Source organism: Mesorhizobium sp. RCAM 05104, assembly GCF_059683645.1.
The window spans coordinates 6,923,063-6,943,944 of the sequence record NZ_CM185033.1 but is presented as its reverse complement, the minus strand read 5'-3'; the positions used below and the strand labels follow the sequence as shown (position 1 = coordinate 6,943,944).

The window sequence follows — 20,882 nt, the reverse complement described above, 5'->3', positions numbered from 1 at the left end:
CGTTATAAAAAGCGCCCGTCTGGGCGCTTTTTATTTGCTCCTACGAAGTTTGACGTGGCGAAGGACGACATCCGCCGCAATGTCGCCGGAGGGCTTGTCCGTCGCCATGCGCCTCGCAACCTCTCCGAAACCATCCTTTTGCCAGGCGCGATAGGCGGTGTCGGAAAACAACGCCTCAAGCTGCCGCGCCAGATAATGCGGCCGCACATATTGGTTGTAGCTTTCCGGCACCACCGGCCGGTCGGCAATGAGATTGGGCAAGGCGGCGCTCCATACCGTGATCAGGCTCTGGACCATCCGCATGATCGGATCGAACCTGTAGCAGGAGATCATCGGCACACCCGACAGCGCCAGTTCCAGCGACACTGTTCCCGACGCGATCAGCGCCGCATCGGCCTTGCCGAAGGCCTGCCATTTGCGTTCGGGATCAAGGATGATCTCCGGCTTTTCGTCCCAGCGGGCGACCGAGGTTCTGACCAGATCGGCGACATGCGGCACCGTCGGCAACAGCAGGCGCAAGCTGTGTCCCCGCGCACGCAGGATCGACACCGTCTCGCCGAACGAACCGATAAGCCGATGCACTTCGCCGCGACGCGAGCCGGGAAGCACAAGCAATGTCTTGACACGATCGCCCGACAGGTCGCGCGGCCGATCCTGCGCCCCGGCCGCGCTAAGCACGCCCGGATCATGCGTGAGGCGATGCCCGACATAGGTGCCGGGCGGCCCGCCCAAGCGGCTGAGCTCCTTCACCTCGAAGGGCAGGATGCAAAGGATGTGGTCGATGTAGGGCTTCATCGCCACCGCCCTGCCCGGCCGCCACGCCCAGACGCTCGGACAGACGTAGTGGATGATCGGGATCGCCGGATCGGTGGCGCGGACCTTTTTGGCCACGCGCAACGAAAAATCCGGGCTGTCGATGGTGATGAGGCAGTCGGGCTTTTCACCGGAGACCGCGGTTGCCGTCTGGCTGATCCGCCGCATCAGGCGCGGCAGGTCGCGCAGGATGGCGCTGAGCCCCATCAGCGCGATCTCATTACCGTCGAACAGTGGCACCAGTCCGAGCGCCTGCAAATGCCGGCCGCCAATGCCGACGAGATGAACCTCGCGACCGGTCTCGCGCTTGAGCGCCTGAACGATGTCGGCGCCAAGCAGGTCACCGGACTCCTCGCCGGCGACGATGGCGATCTTCAACGGTTTCTCAACTGCCATGCGCCGGCTCCGCAGCAGGCAGGCCGATCACGAACAGACCAAGTTCATTGGCGCGCGCGACAACCGTGGGACCTTCTAGGATCAGGGAACGGCCGGCTTCAACGGCGATCCCCGCCAATCCGGCGGCATGCACCGCCTCGACGGTCTGGGGTCCGATGGACGGCAGGTCGGCCCGCAGTTCCTGACCGGGCTTGGCGCATTTGACCAAGACACCGCGCGTCCTTCCGGCGAGCCGGCCGTGGCTACGCAGTTGCTTCGTCCGCTCAAGCAGCCCGTCGGTGCCCTCGATGCCTTCCAGCGCAATGGCTCGGCCACCAACCGCAACCGCCGCCTGGCCGATATCCAGCGCGCCGATGGCTTTTGCCGCCGCATGCGCCGCCTCGATGTCGCGCCAGTCGGATTTTCGCGGTACTGCCTTGGTCAGCGAGCCCTCGGTCGCGACCAGTTCGGGCACGATCTCATGGGCGCCGACGACCTTGATGCCACTACGTTCGATCCTGCGCACGAACAGTTTAAGCACCGTGTCGTCGCCACGGGATACGCCGACGAGCATGGTGGGCACCCAGGCAAGCAGGCCAAGATTGAGGCGCATGGCGCTCAACCGGGGGCGGCGCGTGATGTGGCCGGCGGTTACCAGATGGGTAACATGATGACGCTTGAGCGTTGGCAGCAGCGAGCCGACATCTTCAAGCATCATTGTCGTTTGCTCGTAGGCGTCGAAGTCGGAAACACGGTCGACTTCGCCTGCCGCCATGACAACGAACGGGGACTTGCCTTGCCGGGCGAGCGCCCGGGCTATTTCGACCGGCAGGCTGCCGCCGCCGGCGATGATGCCAACCCTGGCGCCCGGCGAAAGATCAAGCCCCGCTCGCGCCGTCTCAGTCTTCGTCATCGACATCGTCGCCATCGCCGCCCTTGAGCGACGGCACCGCGTAGTGCCGCTTGCCGCGACTGGTGATGAAATCGATGATTTTCATGGCGGTCGGTGACGACGCGAATTCCGCCTTGGCGAATTCGATGTTTTCGCCAACGGTGCGGGAACGATCGAAGATCATCCTGTAGGCCTTGCGCAGCACATGGATTTCGGACCTCGGCAGGCCGGAACGCTTCAGGCCAATGATGTTGAGGCCGCGCAGGCTGGCGCGATTGCCGACTGCGATGGCATAGGGGATGACATCGCCGACGACCGCCGAGCAGCCGCCCAGAAAGGCGTTGTCGCCGACGCGGACAAACTGATGAACGGCGGTCAGGCCGCCAATATAGACATTGTTGCCGACCTCGCAGTGACCGCCCAGCGTCGCCCCATTGGCGAAGGTCGCGTTGTTGCCGACGACGCAGTCATGGGCGATATGGGCGTAGGCAAGAAAATTGCCATTGTCGCCGACCGTCGTCTCGCCACGGCTGGAATCGGTGCCGAGATGCATGGTGACACCTTCGCGGATCGTGCAGTTTTTGCCGATGACCAGCGTGGTGCGGCCGCCCTTGTGCTTGGTGTTCTGCGGCGGCGCGCCCAATGTCGCCATCGGATAGACCTTGGTCGAGGCGCCAATGGTGGTCGCGCCCATCACCGAAACATGACTGACCAGTTCGACGCCGTCGCCGATCACCGCATCGGCGCCAACGTGACAAAATGGTCCGATGCGCACGCCTTGGCCGATTTGAGCGCCTTCCTCCACGACGGAGGAAGCATGGATTGATGTCTTGATTTTCATAAGCATTCGATCGTCAGTCGCTGGTGACCATCATGGCCGAAATCTCGGCCTCGGCCGCCTTGGCGCCGTCGACCATGGCTTCACAAGCGAATTTAAGCAGGTTGCCGCGTTTCTTGATTTTCTTGACATAGATCTTCAACTGGTCGCCGGGAACGACCGGTTTGCGGAATTTGGCGTTGTCGATGGTCAGGAAATAGACCAGTGACGGCTTTTCAGTACCCAGACTGCGGATGCAGATGGCGCCGGCGGTCTGCGCCATCGCCTCGACGATGAGCACGCCCGGCATGACCGGCTGCTCGGGGAAATGTCCCTGAAAATGCGGCTCGTTAATGGTGACGTTCTTGATACCGACGGCGGACTCGTCGCCATCGATGTCGACAATACGATCGATCATCAGGAACGGATAGCGGTGCGGCAGGAGCTTCATCAGCCCCATGATGTCGACCGCTTCCAGCGTCGTAGCCGCCACCATATCAGCCATTTCCCTTGCCCTGCTTGCGTGCCCTTGCCATCGTTCGCAACATGGCTATCTCGCGCATGGCTTCCGCCATTGGCTGTGCCGGATAACCGCCCCAGATCTCACCTGCGGGGACATTGCTCATAAACCCACTTCTGGCGGCGAGCTTGGCTCCGGACCCGATGGTCAGGTGATCCGCAAGCCCAACCCCGCCACCCATGGTGACATTGTCACCCACGATAACGGAACCCGAAATACCCGAAAGCCCGGCCACTATGCAATTGCGGCCGATGCGGACGTTATGGGCGATCTGCACGAGATTGTCGATCTTGGTGCCCTGGCCGATGATCGTGTCGGACATGGCGCCACGATCGACGGTGGAATTGGAGCCGATCTCGACATCGTCCTGGATAACGACGCGACCGATCTGAGGCACACGTTCAGGTCCCTTGGCACCACCGACGAAGCCAAAACCATCCTGGCCGATCCTGGCGCCGCCATGGATGATGACGCGGTTACCGATCAGGGCATACTGAATGCTGGCGCCCGGGCCGACATAGCCGTCGCGACCGATCTGGCAGAATTGTCCAATTACAGCGTTGGGTGCGATGACGGTACCGCTGCCGATCGAGGCCCCCGGCCCGATGACCACGCCGGCCTCGATGACCGCGCCGGGTTCGACATGCGCGGTCGGGTCGATATGGGCATGCGGCGAGACACCGGTTTCACTGGTCATTGGCCCTGGTGTCGCAGCCGTCGGAAACAGCAGGCGCCCGACCAGCGCGAATGCCTGTTGCGGACGCGGATGAACCAGAACGGCAATGCCGGCCGGAGCCTTGCCGGCGAATTCCGCCGGGCACAGCACCGCCGCCGCTCGCAGCGACGGCATCAGCGCGGAATTGCGTTTGCCATCGACGAAAACGAGCGCATTCTCGCCGCCTTCGTTGGCTGGCGCCAGAGCATCGATCGCAATTTGGGAGTGGCCGGGCTCGACAAGCACCGCGCCGGTCAGATTCGCGACTTCGCCCGCCGTATACCGGCGTGATGGCGCGAAGAACACCGGATCGGTCATTCCAGAAGCTATATCCAGCTAGGTCGGAACATTTCTCCCGGACCTGTGGGATCCGGGAGCATCGTTGGCCGCCGATCAGAAGCGGGTCGATATGCCGAAGTTGAATTCCTGCACGTCGTCTGACGCTTCCTTCTTGACCGGAATCGCATAGTCGATACGGATCGGACCAAATGGCGAGGCCCACATCAGGCCGAGGCCGACCGAGGCACGCAATTTCATGTCAACTGAGGTCTGAGTGACGGTCGGACTATTGATACTGCTGCCATAGAGCGTTGCAGCGTCAGCGAACACGGCGCCGCGCAGACCAAAGCTTTCCGGAATGACCGGCAACGGGAACTGGGCTTCCGCAGAAGCATTGAAATAGGTCGTGCCACCCAGATGGTCACCCGTACTTGCGTCTACAGGACCAATACCGCCATACGCAAAGCCGCGGATCATGCGATCGCTGCTCTGGAATTGATCGAAGATACGCAAACCGCCATCGCCGCCGTAAGATTCGACATGACCTGCGCCAGCCGAGACGAGGCCAACCAGATCAAGCTGCTCCGACAGCGTCTGATAGATGCTGCCGCGCCCGGTCAGCTTCACGTATTTGGCATCGCCGCCCAAGCCGGCAAATTCGGCCGTCGTCGTGGCGTAAATGCCTTCGTGCGGGTTCTTCATGTCGTCAATGGTGTTGTAGACCAGACCAAGGCTGACCGACGACTTGATCCAGGGGCTCTCGTCAATACCCTGAACAATGGCTTGCGAAATATTGCAATCGCCGAGCGTACCGTCTCCATTGTTATCGCAGCTGGAGTCGTACTGATATTTTTCCTGGGCAATGTTGTATGCGAGCTGGGTCGAGATGCTGTTGGTGATCGGCAGGCCGAAACGCACGGTCGCACCGAGCGTCTTGCTGTCGTACTTGTCGTAGTTCCGGGTTTGATTGTAGATGTCAAAGCCGGCGGCGATGCGCCGTCCGAGGAAATAGGGCTCGGTGAAGGACAGGCTGTAGTCGCGCGAGTTCTTGCCGCCACCGGCAGAAATCTTGATGAACTGGCCTCGGCCGAGGAAGTTGCGCTCGGTGATCGAGCCTTCGACGGATGGGCCAGCCGTGTCTCCACCGGTCGAATAACCGGCGCCTACAGAGAATTCGCCGGTCGATTTCTCGACCACGTCGACCACCAGCACGACCTGGTCGGGCTGCGAACCAGGCACCGTCGAGATATCGACTTTCTCAAAGTAACCGAGGTCTTCAAGTCGCTTCTTCGCGCGCTGGATGAGCACCTGATTAAAGGCGTCACCCTCGCTGACGTCGAATTCGCGGCGAATGACATAGTCACGCGTGCGATCGTTGCCGCGGATTTCGATGCGCTCGACATAGGCCTTGGTGCCCTGATCGACGGTATAAACCACCGAGATGGTATGGTTCTCGAAGTTGCGATCGCCACGCGGCGTCACCTGCGCGAAGGCATAGCCGGAACCGGCCACCTTCTCGGTCAGCGCGATGATGGTGTTCTCGACATCCTTGGCGTTGTAGACATCGCCCTTGTGGGTCTCGACCACCGACTCCAGCGACTTCGAGTCAACTTCCGGGATCGTGCTTTCGACACTGACGTCGCCGAATGTGTAACGGTCGCCTTCCTGAACGGTGATGGTGACCGTGTATTTGTTCGTCGTGCTGTCGAGCTCGCCGACAGCGGACACGACCTGGAAATCGGCATAGCCGTGATTGTAATAGAAGCGGCGCAGCAGCTCCTGGTCGGCGCGCAGCTTGTCGTCGTCATAGACGTCGTCGCGCAGCACGAACGAAATCCACGACGAACGCTTGGTGTTGATCACATCCGATAGGCGACGGCTGGAGTAAGCGCTGTTGCCAACGAAATTGATCGCCGCGATCTGCGTGCGGCCACCTTCGTTGATGTTGAAGACCACGTTCACGCGGTTGTCGCCGAGTTCCATGACCTGGGTGGTAACGGATGCGTCGTCTCGGCCGATGCGCTTGTACGCAGCCTTGACCGATTCGACGTCGGCATCGAGCGTCGCCTGCGAGAACGTTCCGCGCGGCTTCAACTGCACTGCTGCCGCAAGGGCATTGTCCTTGAGCTTCTTGTTGCCCTGGAACAGCACCTGGTTGACGACCTTGTATTCGGCAACCTTGACCACCAGCGTCGAGCCGACCTGGTTGATCTGCACATCCGAGAACAGGCCCGTGCCAAACAGCGCCTTGATCGCGTTGTCGATGTCGGAACTGGAGAAGGCCTTGCCCGGCTTGATGGTGATGTAGTTGCGGATGGTGTCGGCGTCGATACGCTGATTACCGCTCACTTCAACTCTGCTGACGACAGCGGCCTCGGCCGCCGATGTGGCAACGAACTGCACTGCGAGAGCGCCTGGCACGACCAGAGCCGCAGACAGGGCCACCGCGGAAGCGGCGCTCAGAAACTTGGATGCTGCCTTCATCGGGCTTAATAACCTTTTCTCGTAGTCCCCACGGCGAGAAAACCGGACGTGCGGTAATTTCCCCTACCGTATTAACCGGATTTTCCCTACACGCAAGGCTTCTGGTTAATTTGTATTTACTTAACCCTGCGGCGTGGCTTTCGCGTCACTCATATCCCCGTGCATGGTAAACGACGTCTCAACATCGACCATGCTCAGGCCAAATTTCTTCATGATTTCAGCACCCAAACAGATCGTTCCAGAAAACGAACCCCATGAAGCACAGCACCAGAAGCAACCCCGCCCGATAGGCCATTTCCATCATCCGGTCAGACACCGGACGACGGATGATGGCCTCCACCCCGTAGAACAACAGATGGCCGCCGTCGAGGGGGGAATCGGCAAAAGGTTTAGAATACCTATCCCGACAGACAGCAGCGCAACGAGTTGCACAAGCCATTCGAAACCCAGTTTTGCCGCCTTGCCAGCCATGTCGGCGATCTTCACCGGGCCGCCCAGCTGGCATTTGTCCTCGCGCCCGACGACGAAGCGCTGCAGGAACTGGCCGGTGCGCTGGATGATGTGTCCGGTTTCCTCGACCGCCGCGGTCAGCGCGCCGGCGGGGCTGTAGGTGACGAGGCGGGGCTGGCCAAGTTCCTTGTTGTTGACGACGCCGATCACGGCCACCTTGACCTTGTTGCCGAGCGCGTCTTCCTGTTCCATCAACCGCGGCGTCGCGGTCACGGTAACTTCCTTGCCGTCGCGCAGCATGACGAAGGTGATGGTGTCGCCCGCCCGGCCCGAAACCAGGCGCTGGACGTCGCCAAAGGTTTCGACCTTGCTGCCATCGACGCTGACGAATCGGTCGCCTGGCAGGATACCTGCCTTCGCCGCCGGGCTGTCGACGGTCACCTCTGCCACCATCGGTTCCGAGACATAGCGCCCATAGGCGGCAAACAGCACGGCAAAGACGGCGATCGTCAGCAGGAAATTGAACAGCGGCCCGGCCACCACCGTCGCCGCGCGCTTCCAGATCGGTTGCGTATGGAAGGCGACCTTGCGCTCTTCCTCAGTCAGCGTTTCGAGCTCTTCCGAAGAGGGCTGGCTCGAGGTGGCGTTCATGTCGCCAACGAATTTGACATAGCCGCCAAGCGGTATCGCGCACAGTTTCCAGCGCGTGCCGTGGCTGTCGTTGAAGCCGAACAGTTCCGGGCCGAAGCCGATCGAGAAGGCCCTGACCCCAATGCCGCACCAGCGGCCGACGAGGTAGTGGCCCATTTCATGGACGAACACCACCACCGTCAGCACGAACAGGAAAGGCACCAGCGTGCCGAGAAAGAAGCCTTCCGTGCTGAAGATCGCGTGAAGAATCTCGTTCAAGTCATGCCCTCAAATTCTTCCGCGGCGCAGGTAGCGCCGTGACTGTGACATCAATCCGGGCAAATCCAAGGCGTTGCGCGCATCGGATCTCGAAATGACACCGCTCAAATGGGAAACAGCCCCTGCGCCGGATGATCGGCGGTCGCCGAAATCCAGCCGATGACGTATAGGGCGAAAGCCGCCGCGACAAGCCCGTCGACACGGTCCATGACGCCGCCATGGCCCGGGATGAGCGTACCCGGATCCTTGCGGCCATGGCGGCGCTTGACCCAGGATTCAAACAAGTCGCCGGCCTGGGCGACAATCGAAAGCGCGAGCGCCACCAGGCCGAGCAGCGCCAGATTGCCGATGCCGGCGACGGCGGCCAGGATCAACCCCGCGACGATGCCCCCGACAGCGCCGCCAAGCGCCCCGCTGCGTGTCTTGCCCGGCGAGATCGACGGCGCCAGTTTCGGACCGCCAACGGCGCGACCGACAAAATAGGCAAAGATATCGGTGGCCCAGACGACCGCGAACAGAAACAGGATGGCAACGAGGCCTGAACGGTCGCCGTCGCGCAGCAAAGCGAGCGACAGGCCGGAAACGGTAGCATAGGCAAGGCCGACCGCATCCCATTGTCCGGCCTTGCAGATCGAGGCGGCAATCGCCGTTGCGGCAACCACGATCACGACAAGAGGCAGCAGCCAGGATGCGGCAAGGCCGGCAATCAAGGCGCCAATGAAAACGACAAGCAGTGCTTCGGCCAGGAAACCCAGGCCCGCGCCCTCGGTCGGACGCGACATGCGCGTCCATTCGTAAAAGATCACCGCCGACATCACGGCGCAGAGCAATCGGAAGGGCAGACCTCCGAGCCAGGTCAAGCCAAGGGTGATGATGGCAAGCACGATTGCCGAAATGACGCGGAGCTGAAGATTGCTCATCTCGCGGCCGGTCGCGAAGCGACGTCCTGCGGGCCGAGTCCGCCAAAACGGCGTTCGCGGCCGGCAAACTCGCGCAAAGCCTCGGCAAGGTGCTCGCGGCTGAAGTCGGGCCAGTAGCAAGGCAGGAAGACGAGCTCGCTATAAGCGGCCTGCCACAAAAGGAAGTTCGACAGCCGGAGCTCGCCGCTGGTGCGTATGACCAGTTCGGGGTCGGGAATGCCTTGCGTGTCGAGACAGCCGGCAAAGCTTTCCGCGGTGATCGCCTCACTGTCGAGTTCGCCACGCGCCACGGCTGAAGCCAGCTTGCGCGCCGTGCGAACGATCTCGTCGCGTCCACCATAATTGAAGGCGATTACCAGTGTCAGCGCTCCATTGCCGGCGGTCAGCGATTCGGCTTCATCGAGCAGCCCCCTGATGTCGGGCTGCAGCCCTGCCCTGTCGCCGATGATCCTGACCCGCACACCACTCTGGTGCAACTCGGCGAGATCGCGGCGGATGAAAAGCTTCAGGAGGCCCATCAGGTCGCTGACTTCGGACTTTGGTCGCGACCAGTTCTCCGACGAGAAGGCATAGACGGTCAGGTAGGAGATGCCGAGACCAGGTGCCGCACGCACCGTCTTGCGCAGCGCCTCGACACCGGCACGATGACCAGCAAGCCGCGGCATGCCGCGCGCCTTGGCCCAGCGTCCGTTTCCGTCCATGATGATCGCGACATGCGCGGGCGTTGCCATGTTCTCGCTTTCGAGCCAGTCGCTGCCGACCGACCCTAAACCTGCATGATTTCAGCTTCCTTATCGGAAAGCAGGTGATCGATGGTGCTGATCGTCTCGTCGGTCAGTTTCTGGACCTGGTCGGAGCGCTTGCGCTGGTCGTCCTCGCTGATGTCGCCATCCTTCTCCGCCTTCTTCAGGAAGTCCATGCCATCGCGACGCACATGGCGTGCGGCGACACGGGCATTCTCGGCGTAGGTGTGCGAGATCTTGACCAATTCCTTGCGGCGCTGTTCGTTGAGTTCCGGTAGCGGAATTCTGAGATTGGTGCCGTCGACGATCGGGTTGAAGCCCAGATTGGATTCGCGGATGGCGCGGTCGACCGCGCCGACCATCGACTTGTCCCAGACCGACACCGAAATCATGCGCGGCTCCGGCACCGAAACGTTGGCCACCTGGTTGATCGGCATGGTGGTGCCATAGGCCTGCACCTGGATCGCGTCGAGCAGATTGCTGGAGGCGCGACCGGTCCGCAGCGAAGCCAGATCATGCTTGAAGGCGGCGATTGCCCCATCCATGCGCCGCTTGAGATCCTCGTACTCACCACTCATCCTAGTCTCCTCGACCCGTCTGACGCGGGTTCACTGCTTCGGGGCAAGGCCCCGTGTTCGAGCCTGATTTTCGAAAGCCGGTTTCCCTTTTTTCGGGATCCGGCCCCGGATCAATCGTCCGCTACAACCGTGCAGCGGCCGCCGCCCCTCAGAATATCGCCAAAACCACCCTTTTCGTGGATCGAATAGACGATTATCGGAATGTTGTTTTCCCGCGCAAGTGCAATCGCTGCCGTATCCATGATGGAGAGGCCGCGTTTTATGACTTCGCCATGGCTGATGCGCTCGAAACGCGTTGCATTCGGGTCCTTCTTCGGGTCGGCCGAGTAGACACCGTCGACCTGAGTGCCCTTGAACAGCGCGTCGGCGCCGATTTCGGCCGCGCGAAGTGCCGCCGCCGAATCAGTGGTAAAGAACGGATTGCCGGTACCGCCGGCAAAGATCACCACCTTGCCCTGGTTCATGTAGGCGGTCGCCTGGCGTTGCGAAAAGCTCTCGCAGAGCTCAGGCATGGCGATCGCGGAAAGCACCACCGCATCGACACCGATCTTGTTCAGCGACGTGCGCAGCGCCAGCGAATTGATGACCGTGGCAAGCATGCCCATGTGGTCGCCAGTGACGCGATCGCCACCCTTGGAGGCGACGGCCACGCCGCGAAAGATGTTGCCGCCACCGATGACGACGCCGACCTCGATGCCCAAGGCGCGAGCCTCGGCGATATCGCCGGCGATACGGTCGACGACGGATACGTCGATGCCGAAATGCTGTTCGCCCATCAATGCTTCGCCCGACGCTTTCAGCAAGACACGTCGGTAGAGGGGCTTCACCGTCATCTGGGCCTCGTCGTTTTATGTGGCGGGTCCGGGGCGGCTACCCTCGCGCGGGCGCCATCCCAAGACACCGGGTTCCGATACACGAAGGGCGCCGCGATGTCACGCGGCGCCCGAGGCGGAAATTCAGGAACGATTTTCTAGGAAACGCCGGCGAAGCTGCCCTGCATCAAAAGGTCGGGCATGTAGCCGACGGGCTTGTCGCCGATGGCCAGTCCTCCCGTTATGCCGCCCTGGATCTCGGCGCCGAAAAACGAATAGGGAAAGGGCGTGACCGGCTTGCTGACGGTATCGAGACGCGCCCGCAGGTCGGCCGGAATGTCGAAATCGAGCGCGCCCAGATTGTCCTTGAGCTGATCCAGTTTGGTCGCGCCGATGATCACCGATGCAATGCCAGGGCTGGTCGCCGCCCAGTTCACCGCGACCTGGGCCATGCTGCGGCCGACCCGATTGGCGACCTTCTCCAGTTCGGCGACGATTTCCCAATTGCGGTCGGTGAATTTCTGGAAACCGGGATTGGAAGAGCCCCGCATCGTTTCCAGCCTGCCACTTGCCTTGCCGTCCGCGCCGGAACGGTATTTCCCGCTGAGAAGGCCGCTGGCCAGCGGGCTCCACACCATGATGCCGGCGCCCTGGCGGGTGCCGAATGGCACGAATTCATGCTCGATGTTGCGCTCGGCCAGCGAATATTCGAGCTGCAGCGCCGACACCGGCTCGTAGCCGTGATGCTCGGCAATGGCCTGCGCCCGGCTGGCATACCATGCCGGCACGTTCGACAGACCGACATGGCGGATCTTTCCGGCACGAACCAGGTCGTCCAGCGTGCGCATCACCTCCTCGGGCGGTGTCAGCCTGTCCCAGGTATGCAGCATGTAGAGATCGATGTAGTCGGTGCCGAGCCGTTTCAGGGAAGCCTCGACGGCCCGCATTATGGTCTTGCGGCCATTGCCGCCGGCGTTTGGGTTGCCGGGTTCGGCGTTGTAGGTGAATTTCGTGGCGATGACCGCTTTGTCGCGCAGTCCGCGCTCGGCGATGAATTCGCCGAGCCAGGTTTCGGCCGTGCCGCCGGTGTAGAGATCGGCGGTGTCGAAGAAATTGCCGCCTGCCTCGACATAGGCGTCGACCAGCCCACGCGCCGTTTCCTTGTCGGCGCCCCAGCCCCATTCCGTGCCGAAAGTCATTGTGCCGAGCGCGAGCCGGCTGACGCGCAAGCCGCTGCGCCCAAGGGTGTAATACATGGTCATGATCGTCTCCTGCTGTTTAGCCAATCGCGGCGATGCAGCGTAGATGCTCCTGCCAGTCCCAGTTGATTAGATTGTATTATCCGCATGGACTATGCGATATCATGCATGAATGGATCGCGATCTCCTAAGCCACCTTCCCGTCGTCGTCGCCGTTGCGCGGCGCGGCGGCTTCGCGCTGGCCGCCGCCGAACTTGGCATGAGCCCGTCCGCTGTCAGCCATTCGGTGCGGCTGGTGGAAGAGCGGATCGGCCAGCCATTGTTCGCCCGGACGACGCGCAGCGTCGCCCTGACAGAGGCCGGCGAGGCGCTGGTGGCCGCGGCGGAACCGGCGCTGAAAGACATCGCGGACAGGATCGAGCGCATTCGCTCGATCAAAGGCAAGGCGAGCGGGCTTCTCAAGATCAATGCGCCGCGGCTGGCCTTGCCGCTGGCGCTGATGCCCGTCCTTGCGGCCATGGCGGTGCGTTTTCCCGACGTGACGGTCGACATCGTGACCGATGACCGCCTGAGCGATATCGTCGGCGAGGGCTTCGACGCCGGAATCCGGCTGCGCGAAATGATCGCCGACGACATGGTGGCGGTGCGGCTCACCCCGCCATTCCGGACGGTCATTGTCGCCTCTCCGGCCTATATCGGCCGGCACGGAAAGCCACGAACCCTGGCTGATCTCTCACAGCACAACTGCATCGGTTACCGGATGCTGCGATCGCGCGCGCTCTACCGGTGGGATCTCTCCGACCAGGGCAAGGATATTGGGTTCGAGACGCGCGGCAGCGTCATCGTCACCGATTCGCTGTCGGCGCGCGACATGGCGCTGGCCGGCATCGGCCTCGCCTATCTGTTCGAACCGCTGGTGCGGGCCGATGTCGAGGCGGGCCGGCTGGTCGAGGTGCTGCGCGAGGCCTCGATCGAGGAGCCGGGCGCGTTCCTGTATTTCCCGCGCCGGGCGTCCATGGCGCCGAAACTCCGGGCCTTCATCGATACCGCGCAAGAAATCGGCCGGGCACCCTTGCGAACGCCCGGCCGAAAAACTTCGTCAGAAGGATAGACTGCCCGAAGGCAACCTTACTTCTTGACCGCCGCCGCGACTTCCGCTGCGAAATCGGTCTCTTCCTTCTCGATGCCCTCGCCGAGCGCAAAGCGCAGGTAAGCGGTAATTTTAGCGGGCGCGCCGATGTCCTTCTCGGCATCCTTCAGCGCCTTCTCGACGGTGATGTCGGGATTGAGCACGAAAGCCTGCTTCAGCAGAACGACTTCCTCGTAGAACTTGCGCAGACGGCCTTCGACCATCTTCTCGATGATCGCTTCCGGCTTGCCGGACTGGCGCGCCTGATCGGAGAAGATGGCCTTCTCGCGCTCGATAGCCGCCGGGTCGAGCTCTTCCGTGGTCAACGCCATCGGGCTGGTGGCGGCGACATGCATGGCAACCTGGCGCGCAAAGGCGTTGGCCGCATGCGCGTCGCCAGTCGTCTCGATCGCGACCAGCACGCCGAGCTTGCCGAGGCCGTCGGCAACCGCATTGTGGACGTAGGTAGCGACCGCACCATGCGGAACGGTGAGCTTGGCCGAACGGCGGAAGCCCATGTTTTCGCCGATGGTGCCGACGGCGTCCTTGATGGTGTCGGCGACCGATTTGTCCGAACCCGGATATTTGGCTACCGCGACCGCTTCGGTCTTGCCGCCATAGGCGAGCGCGACCTTGGCCACATTGGCGACGATCTCCTGGAACGCGGCATTGCGCGCAACGAAGTCGGTCTCGGAATTGACTTCGACGACGGCAGCCTCGCGCACACCGGAATCGACGCCGATCAGGCCCTCGGCCGCGGTGCGACCAGCCTTCTTGTCGGCCTTCGAAATGCCCTTCTTGCGCAGCCAGTCAACGGCCTCTTCCATATTGCCGTTGGTCTCGTTCAGTGCCGCCTTGCAATCCATCATGCCCGCGCCGGTCAAGTCGCGGAGTTCTTTGACCTGTGCAGCCGAAATGCTCATTGTCGCCTCTTTGTTTTAAATGCACCGACGCACCATCGGTACTCGATGATGCGTCTGTTTAGCGTGCCAGAATATGAGAAAGATGAAGGCCGCAACCGGCCTTCGATTATTAGGCTTCCGGGGTCTCGGCCGCCGGGGTCGGATCGAGCGCCGGCTCGACCGGAGCTTCGACCGAAGCGCCGATATCGACGCCGAGCGCGCCCTGCTGGCGAGCGATGCCGTCGATCGCGGCCTTGGCGATAAGGTCGCAATAGAGCTGGATGGCGCGGGCCGCGTCGTCATTGCCGGGGATCGGGAAGTCGATCTTGTCCGGATCGCAGTTCGAATCGATGATGGCGACCACCGGGATGCCGAGACGCTTGGCCTCGAGGATGGCGATCGCTTCCTTGTTGGTGTCGATCACGAACATCAGGTCGGGCGTCGAGCCCATGTCCTTGATGCCGCCGAGCGCCTTGTCGAGCTTCTCGCGCTCGCGATCGAGGTTCAGGCGCTCCTTCTTGGTCAGGCCCTGGGCCTCGCCGGCCAGCATCTCGTCGAGCTTGCGCAGGCGCTGGATCGAATTCGAGATCGTCTTCCAGTTGGTCAGCATGCCGCCGAGCCAGCGGGAGTTGACATAATACTGGGCCGAACGCTGTGCGGCATCGGCGACAATGTCGGATGCCTGGCGCTTGGTGCCGACGAACAGCACGCGGCCGCCCTTGGCGACGGTGTCGGAAACCTGCTTCAACGCCTGGTGCAGCAAAGGCACCGTCTGCGAGAGGTCGATGATGTGGATGTTGTTGCGAGCGCCATAGATGTAGGGCGCCATCTTCGGGTTCCAGCGGTGGGTCTGGTGGCCGAAGTGAATGCCAGCTTCCAAAAGCTGGCGCATGCTGAAATCAGGCAGAGCCATTCTTATTTCCTTTCCGGTTAGCCTCCACGGACACAGGCATTGTTGGACTTTGTCCTCGAACGCCACCGGAGGTTTCAGCCGGATTTCTCCCGGGCAGACACCAAAGTCCGTGTGTGGAATGAGCGCGCATATAGAGGGGATGCGCGACAAACGCAAGTCGGGCGGCTTCCGTGGTCAGGCGTGCGACGATCCGCGCCCTGTCGTCAGCGCCTTACCTTGCCGTTCGGCACCCTCACCCGCCTGAAGATCGCGACGATCTCCTCGCGGCTGCATTCGATGGCGCCGAGCCGCACCGCACGGTCGCGCTCGAAGCCGGTTATGTCATAATGCGGCGCCGATGTCTTGGGTGGTCCCTGATAGGATGAGCGCTTGACGCCAAGCTCCGCGGCGAAGCGATGCAACTCGTCGGTGTCGTCGGCCAGCAGATGGCACCAGCGATGACCAACCCATTTCCAGATCGCCGCGTCGACATAGACCGCCATGAGGCTCGCCGCATTCCTTCATTTCGCGCCGGTCGGAACCCGCCTAGCGATGATAGAAGGGATTCGGATAGAAAATGAAGCCGCGGCAGGCCTCGACCTCCACCATCGTGCTGGTCACTGTTTCCTGCATACGCCGATGCAACTCGGCGACCGCATCCTCGACCGAGCCGACATAGGCATGCAGGCCGAGTGGATCGGGCACCCTGATATGGGCGCAGCGCGGCCCGGCCGGCTGCGGAATGAACCGGTTCATCGTGTCGCGCAGTCCGCCCAAGCAATAGTCGTTGCGAATCCGCTTCAGATGTTCGGCGATCTCCTCCTGGGTGATGCGCGGATCGGCCGAGGCCCAGGACCCGACGCGTTGCAGCCTCTGGATCGTGTCGGCCAGCGCGCCAACCTGCTTCTGCCTTTCGACATCGCCGGCGTTTTCGCGCTGCCAGCGGCGCGACCGCCGCAGAAGCTCGGTGATGGTGGTGTTGGCAGCGTCGAATGAGATGGTTTCGCCAAGCCGACGGCCCAGCTCGATCAACAACGCCTGCTGGCGCTCTGCATAGGGTGCGCTTTCGTCCGATGGCATGGCCCAGGCGGCCTCATCGCGGGCCAGCAGTATCGAATAGATATGGTGGACGCGCTGCGGCAGCGTGTCGGCGGGGTTGCGCTCGATTTTCAGACTTCGCTCGACATAGGCGCACTCCTTGGCCAGCGCCCGCTCCACATTCCCGGTGAAAGCGAGCTTCCAGACGACCGGTGCGATCCAGACCTTGAAATTCGGATCAGCCGCCCGCCCCTGCCTGAGAGCTTCGAGCCCCATTTCCACGGCACCCGGCAGCAACGGCGCAACGACATGGCCGTGCCAGCCGACACCGCCTTCGGGATGCAGGAGCACGCCATGTCCTTTCACGGCCCAAGCCACCGAGTGTTCCCTGGCGGCGGCGCTGTTACCGGGTATCTGGGCGATCAGATTGTTGGCCAGCCAGAATTTCTGCATCAGCCGGCCGAGACCGTTGACGACACCGTTCGTCGCCCAGGACGCCGCGAGCGGGCTGACCTGCGACACGATCTCCTTGTCGATCATCCAGTCGGTGAAGAACTCGGGATGATTGGGCGTGATGAAGGTGGCCTTGCCTGTACCGCAACTGGCCCGCAGCCGCTGAAGGTCGGCATCGGGAAAATCGATGTGACGGACGTTGGCGACGCCGCGCAACCCGGCCAGGCGGTTGAACGGCAAGATATCGCGAAAGCCCGGGACACCCCGCAGCATGACGATCCGGTTGACCGACGTCATGATGTTGATCAGCGCCGGATTGGGCCTCGGCGCCACGAAGACATCGATCCTGCTCAAGCTGCTCCCCCGCAAAATCCGAAAGCGAAGGTGAGAAGCAATTGCGGCGCGTTCAAGTCCTTGACCGCGCGGGCGCCGCGTCGAGGTTAATCAAAAGCGGCAGCCACGGCACTATTTCGTCGGGCAGGCTTTCGACTGGTCGAACAATGAGAGATTGACCAGCTTTCCCGTCATCGAGAAGTCGCCATAGTCCATGACGAGGTCGCGGGTGATGCCATTCTCATGCAGCTTGAAGCTGATCCGGTATTCGGGCACCTCTTCGCCTGACTTGTCGGTACCGTCGAAATAGGCGATGTCGACCGGCCAGTATTTGTCGGTGGCTAGCTTCGCCAGCGCCGGCGCCTCCGGGTCGGCCTTGTCGGCATCGGTTTTCTTGCCGACCACGACAGTGGTGGTCATCACCTTGTTGGCGTCTTCGGAGCCGTCGAACAGGTTGGTTTCATAGAAGCTTTCGCCCTTCTCGGCCTTGCCGATCAGTTCGACCAGATGCTGCGTCGGAAACTGGGTCGCGGCCAGCTCGAGGCTGTTCTTTTCGGGCTTGTCGATATCGACCTTGAGCCCCTTTGTCTCTTTCGTGGCGATGCCCTTGACCTCTTTGTCGAGGTTCTGGTCCACGAAGGATTTCGTCACGAACGAGAATGTCTTGCCTTCCGCATCTTCGAAAGTGGTCGTCTGCTGGTCCGTCAGCCTCGTGTTGTCAGCGGTGACGATCTGGGTAACGAAGCGGAATTTCACCGTATAGCCTTCGCAGGCCGAGCCGTTGAACTCATAGACCATGCGGCCGGATATGCCTGTTATCCCGGAGCGATCGGAAGCCTTGTTGAGCGTGAGGTCGTAGACAGCGCGATGTGCTTGCAGCGCCGGCACGGCAAAAGCGGGGCCCATCGAGAAGACCGCCGACAACAGAACGGCAGGGAATACAAGGCGCGTTGCGCGCATGAGGTGCTCCGATCGTCGCGGCTGATGGCAGGCCGCAGGGAAAGATGGTCCAGCTTAAAAAAAGTCGTGGCGGAAGCGAGGCAAAAATAGCAATTTCGGCCCGGCCAGCGCGGCGCCTTCCAGCAATAGGGAAAACCAATGAGTGAAACAATCGAAAAGCGGCTAAGCGATCTGGGCGTGACACTTCCTGTCGCCGCCGCGCCCGCCGCCAACTATGTGCCCTATTGCACAACCGGCAAGCTGCTGTTCACCGCCGGGCAGTTGCCACTCAAGGACGGCAAGCTGCAGGCGAGCGGCCTGCTTGGCCGTGATGTCGACACCGCGGCCGGCAAGGACGCGGCAAAGTACTGCGCGATCAACATCCTGGCCCAGGCCAAGGCCGCGCTCGGCGACCTCGAGAAAATCCGCCGCCTGGTGAAGATCACCGTCTTCGTCGCCTCCACGCCGGATTTTGTCGAGCAGCATCTGGTTGCCAATGGCGCCTCCGATTTCCTGGTCGCGGCACTCGGCGAGCGCGGCAGGCATGCCCGCTCCGCCGTCGGCACCGCCTCCCTGCCGCTTAATGCCGCAGTGGAGATCGAAGCGATCTTCGAAGTCGAATGAGCCAGGGGACAACCATGACCGACCTATCCTGGCTGACCGCCCGGCCAGTCGCCCATCGCGGCTTTCACGACATGAACAAGACGCGATGGGAAAACACGCTTTCCGCTTTCGCCGCGGCTACCGAGCGCGGCTATGCCATCGAATGCGACGTGCATCTGTCGTCTGACGGCGTTCCCGTCATCATCCATGATGGCGACTTGCAAAGGCTGACAGGACAGGACGGCTTCGTCTGGCAGCGCACCGCGGCGGAGATGGCCGCGCTGAAGGTCGGTGGCACGGCTGACCATGTGCCGACGCTGCAGGAAGCGCTCGACCTGGTTGATGGCCGCGTACCGATGGTAGTGGAACTGAAAGGGGTTCCCGGCCGCGACGAGGGCCTCGTGGCGCATGTCGGCAAGTTGCTGAAGCGCTACAAGGGCAAAGCGGCGATCATGTCGTTCGATCACTGGCTGATCCGAGATTTTTCCAAACATGCGCCGGGCATTCCGGCCGGATTGACCGCCTATGGCAAGGAAAATCGGCTGATCGAGGCGCATTTCGCCATGCTGGCGCACGAGATCGCCTTCACTTCCTATGCCGCCGGTGATCTGCCGAACCGGTTCGTCAGCTTTGTGCGTGAAAAGCTCGGCATGCCAGTTATCACCTGGACCGTGCACGACCAGCCGGCCGTGGACCTGACCTTCAAATACGCCGACCAGATGACGTTCGAGGGATTCGAGCCCGATCTTGTCAATGCTTCCCAAGGTCGGGTTGCCTGAAACGTGACTTGTACCAAGCCGGGCGGAGCTTAAATAAGCCTCATGGATCAGGGCGACGACGGCGACGGGCAAACAGCAAATGCGGACTATTCGATCCGCGTCGCCGCGGGCATCGGCGCGTTCACCTGCGAGGAATGGAACAGCTTCGGCGCTACCACGCGCGGCGACACGGAAAACGGTTACAACCCGCTTGTTTCATTCGCTTTTCTGAGTGCACTCGAAGAGTCTGGTTGCGCCGTGCGGCGCACCGGCTGGCAAGGTCATCACTTGCGGCTGGAGAACGCGCAAGGCAGGTTGCTCGGTGCGGTCCCGTGCTATCTCAAGTCGCACAGCCAGGGCGAATATGTGTTCGATCATGGCTGGTCGGATGCCTTCGAGCGCGCCGGCGGTCGCTACTATCCCAAACTGCAATGCTCGGTGCCGTTCACGCCGGTCACCGGCCCTCGCCTGCTGGTCACCAGGGGTGAGGATATCGGCACCGTCAAGGCCGGGCTGGCTGCCGGGTTGAAGGCGGTCACGGACAAGCTTGGCGTCTCGTCCGCGCATGTCACCTTCGCGCAGGAGAGCGACGTGGAGGTGCTGGAAGCGGCAGGTTTCCTGCATCGCACCGACCAGCAGTTCCACTTCTTCAACGAAGGCTTTTCAACCTACGACGATTTCCTCGCCACCCTGGCTTCCCGCAAGCGCAAGGCGATGAAGAAGGAAAGACGCGAGGCGCTAGCCGACGGCATCTCGATCGACTGGCTGACCGGCAAGGACCTCACCGAAAAGGCCTGGGACGACTTCTTCGCCTTCTACATGGACACCGGCAGCCGCAAATGGGGCCGGCCCTATCTCAACCGCCAGTTCTTCTCGCTGATCGGCGAACGCATGGCCGACGACATCCTGCTGGTCATGGCCCGGCGCAACGGGCGCTATGTTGCCGGCGCCATCAATTTCATCGGCTCCGACGCCCTCTATGGCCGCAACTGGGGCTGCATCGAGGACCACCCCTTCCTGCATTTCGAGGTCTGCTACCATCAGGCGATCGACTTCGCCATCGCGCGCAAGCTGAAGGTGGTCGAGGCGGGCGCGCAGGGCGAACACAAGCTGGCGCGCGGCTACCGGCCGGTGACCATGCATTCCGCGCACTACATCGCCCATCCCGGCTTGCGCACCGCCGTTGCCGACTATCTCAAGCGCGAACGGCGCGAGGTGGAACGGATGGGCGAGTATCTGGGAGAGCACACCCCGTTTCGCAAAGACCTGGAGGAATAACAGGCCTTTCGGCGTGACCACCGCCGCTGTTTACCGTCCAACCGGAATCCG

Annotated in this window: 20 protein-coding genes and 1 pseudogene; 4 read left to right on the top strand and 17 right to left on the bottom strand. The window is 62.0% G+C overall.

Annotation, left to right across the window (positions count from 1 at the left end; genetic code table 11):
- Positions 1–30: 30 nt before the first annotated feature.
- From lpxB to AC56QP_RS33845, 12 genes and pseudogenes are all read right to left on the bottom strand, one after another.
- Positions 31–1,209 (bottom strand): lipid-A-disaccharide synthase, encoded by a 1,179-nt coding sequence (lpxB, locus tag AC56QP_RS33900; RefSeq protein ID WP_489861592.1) that lies wholly within the window; start codon positions 1,207–1,209, stop codon positions 31–33.
- The gene (locus AC56QP_RS33895; RefSeq protein ID WP_489861593.1) at positions 1,199–2,101 is read right to left on the bottom strand and encodes an LpxI family protein; all 903 of its coding nucleotides are present in this window, start codon (positions 2,099–2,101) and stop codon (positions 1,199–1,201) included. Before AC56QP_RS33895 ends, lpxB begins: the two co-directional genes overlap by 11 nt.
- Entirely contained in the window at positions 2,088–2,921 is an 834-nt protein-coding gene (gene lpxA, locus AC56QP_RS33890; RefSeq protein ID WP_489861594.1) for an acyl-ACP--UDP-N-acetylglucosamine O-acyltransferase, read from the bottom strand. Before lpxA ends, AC56QP_RS33895 begins: the two co-directional genes overlap by 14 nt.
- A 13-nt stretch (positions 2,922–2,934) precedes the next feature.
- Positions 2,935–3,402, bottom strand: coding sequence for a 3-hydroxyacyl-ACP dehydratase FabZ (gene fabZ, locus AC56QP_RS33885; protein ID WP_256752815.1), 468 nt, complete (start codon positions 3,400–3,402; stop codon positions 2,935–2,937).
- Positions 3,395–4,450, bottom strand: a complete 1,056-nt coding sequence (lpxD, locus tag AC56QP_RS33880; RefSeq protein WP_489861595.1) for a UDP-3-O-(3-hydroxymyristoyl)glucosamine N-acyltransferase — start codon at positions 4,448–4,450, stop codon at positions 3,395–3,397. Before lpxD ends, fabZ begins: the two co-directional genes overlap by 8 nt.
- Before the next feature lie 75 nt (positions 4,451–4,525).
- Positions 4,526–6,895, bottom strand: coding sequence for an outer membrane protein assembly factor BamA (bamA, locus tag AC56QP_RS33875; RefSeq protein WP_489861596.1), 2,370 nt, complete (start codon positions 6,893–6,895; stop codon positions 4,526–4,528).
- Positions 6,896–7,112: 217 nt separating this feature from the next.
- Positions 7,113–8,254: pseudogene (rseP, locus tag AC56QP_RS33870) on the bottom strand (RIP metalloprotease RseP).
- A 104-nt stretch (positions 8,255–8,358) separates the two neighbouring features.
- On the bottom strand, positions 8,359–9,174 hold the full coding sequence (locus tag AC56QP_RS33865; RefSeq protein WP_497109009.1) for a phosphatidate cytidylyltransferase: 816 nt from the start codon (positions 9,172–9,174) through the stop codon (positions 8,359–8,361).
- A complete protein-coding gene (locus AC56QP_RS33860; protein ID WP_489861599.1) occupies positions 9,171–9,905 on the bottom strand; it encodes an isoprenyl transferase in 735 nt (244 codons plus the stop codon). Before AC56QP_RS33860 ends, AC56QP_RS33865 begins: the two co-directional genes overlap by 4 nt.
- Positions 9,906–9,940: 35 nt before the next feature.
- Positions 9,941–10,495, bottom strand: coding sequence for a ribosome recycling factor (gene frr, locus AC56QP_RS33855; RefSeq protein ID WP_091574798.1), 555 nt, complete (start codon positions 10,493–10,495; stop codon positions 9,941–9,943).
- 110 nt (positions 10,496–10,605) lie between these two features.
- Positions 10,606–11,328, bottom strand: coding sequence for a UMP kinase (gene pyrH / locus AC56QP_RS33850; RefSeq protein WP_091574801.1), 723 nt, complete (start codon positions 11,326–11,328; stop codon positions 10,606–10,608).
- 137 nt (positions 11,329–11,465) lie between these two features.
- Positions 11,466–12,569, bottom strand: coding sequence for an aldo/keto reductase (locus AC56QP_RS33845; protein WP_489861600.1), 1,104 nt, complete (start codon positions 12,567–12,569; stop codon positions 11,466–11,468).
- A 109-nt stretch (positions 12,570–12,678) separates the two neighbouring features.
- On the opposite strand from AC56QP_RS33845, the gene AC56QP_RS33840 reads away from it, so the two are divergent.
- Positions 12,679–13,617 (top strand): LysR family transcriptional regulator, encoded by a 939-nt coding sequence (locus AC56QP_RS33840; RefSeq protein WP_489861601.1) that lies wholly within the window; start codon positions 12,679–12,681, stop codon positions 13,615–13,617.
- 17 nt (positions 13,618–13,634) lie between these two features.
- Here the strand turns inward: AC56QP_RS33840 and tsf are convergent, their stop codons facing one another.
- From tsf to AC56QP_RS33815, 5 genes are all read right to left on the bottom strand, one after another.
- Positions 13,635–14,558, bottom strand: a complete 924-nt coding sequence (gene tsf / locus AC56QP_RS33835; RefSeq protein ID WP_489861602.1) for a translation elongation factor Ts — start codon at positions 14,556–14,558, stop codon at positions 13,635–13,637.
- A 109-nt stretch (positions 14,559–14,667) separates the two neighbouring features.
- On the bottom strand, positions 14,668–15,450 hold the full coding sequence (gene rpsB, locus AC56QP_RS33830) for a 30S ribosomal protein S2 (RefSeq protein WP_142865747.1): 783 nt from the start codon (positions 15,448–15,450) through the stop codon (positions 14,668–14,670).
- 203 nt (positions 15,451–15,653) lie between these two features.
- Positions 15,654–15,932: a DUF4031 domain-containing protein gene (locus AC56QP_RS33825; RefSeq protein WP_489861603.1), complete on the bottom strand. Its 279-nt coding sequence runs from the start codon at positions 15,930–15,932 to the stop codon at positions 15,654–15,656.
- Between the two features lie 43 nt (positions 15,933–15,975).
- A complete protein-coding gene (locus AC56QP_RS33820; RefSeq protein ID WP_489861604.1) occupies positions 15,976–17,274 on the bottom strand; it encodes a lysophospholipid acyltransferase family protein in 1,299 nt (432 codons plus the stop codon).
- A gap of 111 nt (positions 17,275–17,385) precedes the next feature.
- Positions 17,386–18,213, bottom strand: coding sequence for a cell envelope integrity EipB family protein (locus AC56QP_RS33815; RefSeq protein WP_091574814.1), 828 nt, complete (start codon positions 18,211–18,213; stop codon positions 17,386–17,388).
- Positions 18,214–18,351: 138 nt separating this feature from the next.
- Here AC56QP_RS33815 and AC56QP_RS33810 point away from each other — a divergent pair, with 138 nt between their 5' ends.
- From AC56QP_RS33810 to AC56QP_RS33800, 3 genes are read left to right on the top strand one after another with little or no spacing between them, the layout of a single operon-like run.
- Positions 18,352–18,816, top strand: a complete 465-nt coding sequence (locus tag AC56QP_RS33810) for a RidA family protein (RefSeq protein WP_489861605.1) — start codon at positions 18,352–18,354, stop codon at positions 18,814–18,816.
- A 14-nt stretch (positions 18,817–18,830) separates the two neighbouring features.
- Entirely contained in the window at positions 18,831–19,574 is a 744-nt protein-coding gene (locus AC56QP_RS33805) for a glycerophosphodiester phosphodiesterase (protein ID WP_489861606.1), read from the top strand.
- 42 nt (positions 19,575–19,616) lie between these two features.
- Positions 19,617–20,831, top strand: coding sequence for a GNAT family N-acetyltransferase (locus tag AC56QP_RS33800; RefSeq protein WP_489861607.1), 1,215 nt, complete (start codon positions 19,617–19,619; stop codon positions 20,829–20,831).
- Positions 20,832–20,882: the final 51 nt, after the last annotated feature.

Bases quoted from the DNA above. Each gene is read 5' to 3' on its own strand.
- lpxB (WP_489861592.1), bottom strand. From the start codon at position 1,209: ATGGCAGTTGAGAAACCGTTGAAGATCGCCATCGTCGCCGGCGAGGAG.
- AC56QP_RS33895 (WP_489861593.1), bottom strand. From the start codon at position 2,101: ATGACGAAGACTGAGACGGCGCGAGCGGGGCTTGATCTTTCGCCGGGC.
- lpxA (WP_489861594.1), bottom strand. From the start codon at position 2,921: ATGAAAATCAAGACATCAATCCATGCTTCCTCCGTCGTGGAGGAAGGC.
- fabZ (WP_256752815.1), bottom strand. From the start codon at position 3,402: ATGGCTGATATGGTGGCGGCTACGACGCTGGAAGCGGTCGACATCATG.
- lpxD (WP_489861595.1), bottom strand. From the start codon at position 4,450: ATGACCGATCCGGTGTTCTTCGCGCCATCACGCCGGTATACGGCGGGC.
- bamA (WP_489861596.1), bottom strand. From the start codon at position 6,895: ATGAAGGCAGCATCCAAGTTTCTGAGCGCCGCTTCCGCGGTGGCCCTG.
- AC56QP_RS33865 (WP_497109009.1), bottom strand. From the start codon at position 9,174: ATGAGCAATCTTCAGCTCCGCGTCATTTCGGCAATCGTGCTTGCCATC.
- AC56QP_RS33860 (WP_489861599.1), bottom strand. From the start codon at position 9,905: ATGGCAACGCCCGCGCATGTCGCGATCATCATGGACGGAAACGGACGC.
- frr (WP_091574798.1), bottom strand. From the start codon at position 10,495: ATGAGTGGTGAGTACGAGGATCTCAAGCGGCGCATGGATGGGGCAATC.
- pyrH (WP_091574801.1), bottom strand. From the start codon at position 11,328: ATGACGGTGAAGCCCCTCTACCGACGTGTCTTGCTGAAAGCGTCGGGC.
- AC56QP_RS33845 (WP_489861600.1), bottom strand. From the start codon at position 12,569: ATGACCATGTATTACACCCTTGGGCGCAGCGGCTTGCGCGTCAGCCGG.
- AC56QP_RS33840 (WP_489861601.1), top strand. From the start codon at position 12,679: ATGGATCGCGATCTCCTAAGCCACCTTCCCGTCGTCGTCGCCGTTGCG.
- tsf (WP_489861602.1), bottom strand. From the start codon at position 14,558: ATGAGCATTTCGGCTGCACAGGTCAAAGAACTCCGCGACTTGACCGGC.
- rpsB (WP_142865747.1), bottom strand. From the start codon at position 15,450: ATGGCTCTGCCTGATTTCAGCATGCGCCAGCTTTTGGAAGCTGGCATT.
- AC56QP_RS33825 (WP_489861603.1), bottom strand. From the start codon at position 15,932: ATGGCGGTCTATGTCGACGCGGCGATCTGGAAATGGGTTGGTCATCGC.
- AC56QP_RS33815 (WP_091574814.1), bottom strand. From the start codon at position 18,213: ATGCGCGCAACGCGCCTTGTATTCCCTGCCGTTCTGTTGTCGGCGGTC.
- AC56QP_RS33810 (WP_489861605.1), top strand. From the start codon at position 18,352: ATGAGTGAAACAATCGAAAAGCGGCTAAGCGATCTGGGCGTGACACTT.
- AC56QP_RS33805 (WP_489861606.1), top strand. From the start codon at position 18,831: ATGACCGACCTATCCTGGCTGACCGCCCGGCCAGTCGCCCATCGCGGC.
- AC56QP_RS33800 (WP_489861607.1), top strand. From the start codon at position 19,617: ATGGATCAGGGCGACGACGGCGACGGGCAAACAGCAAATGCGGACTAT.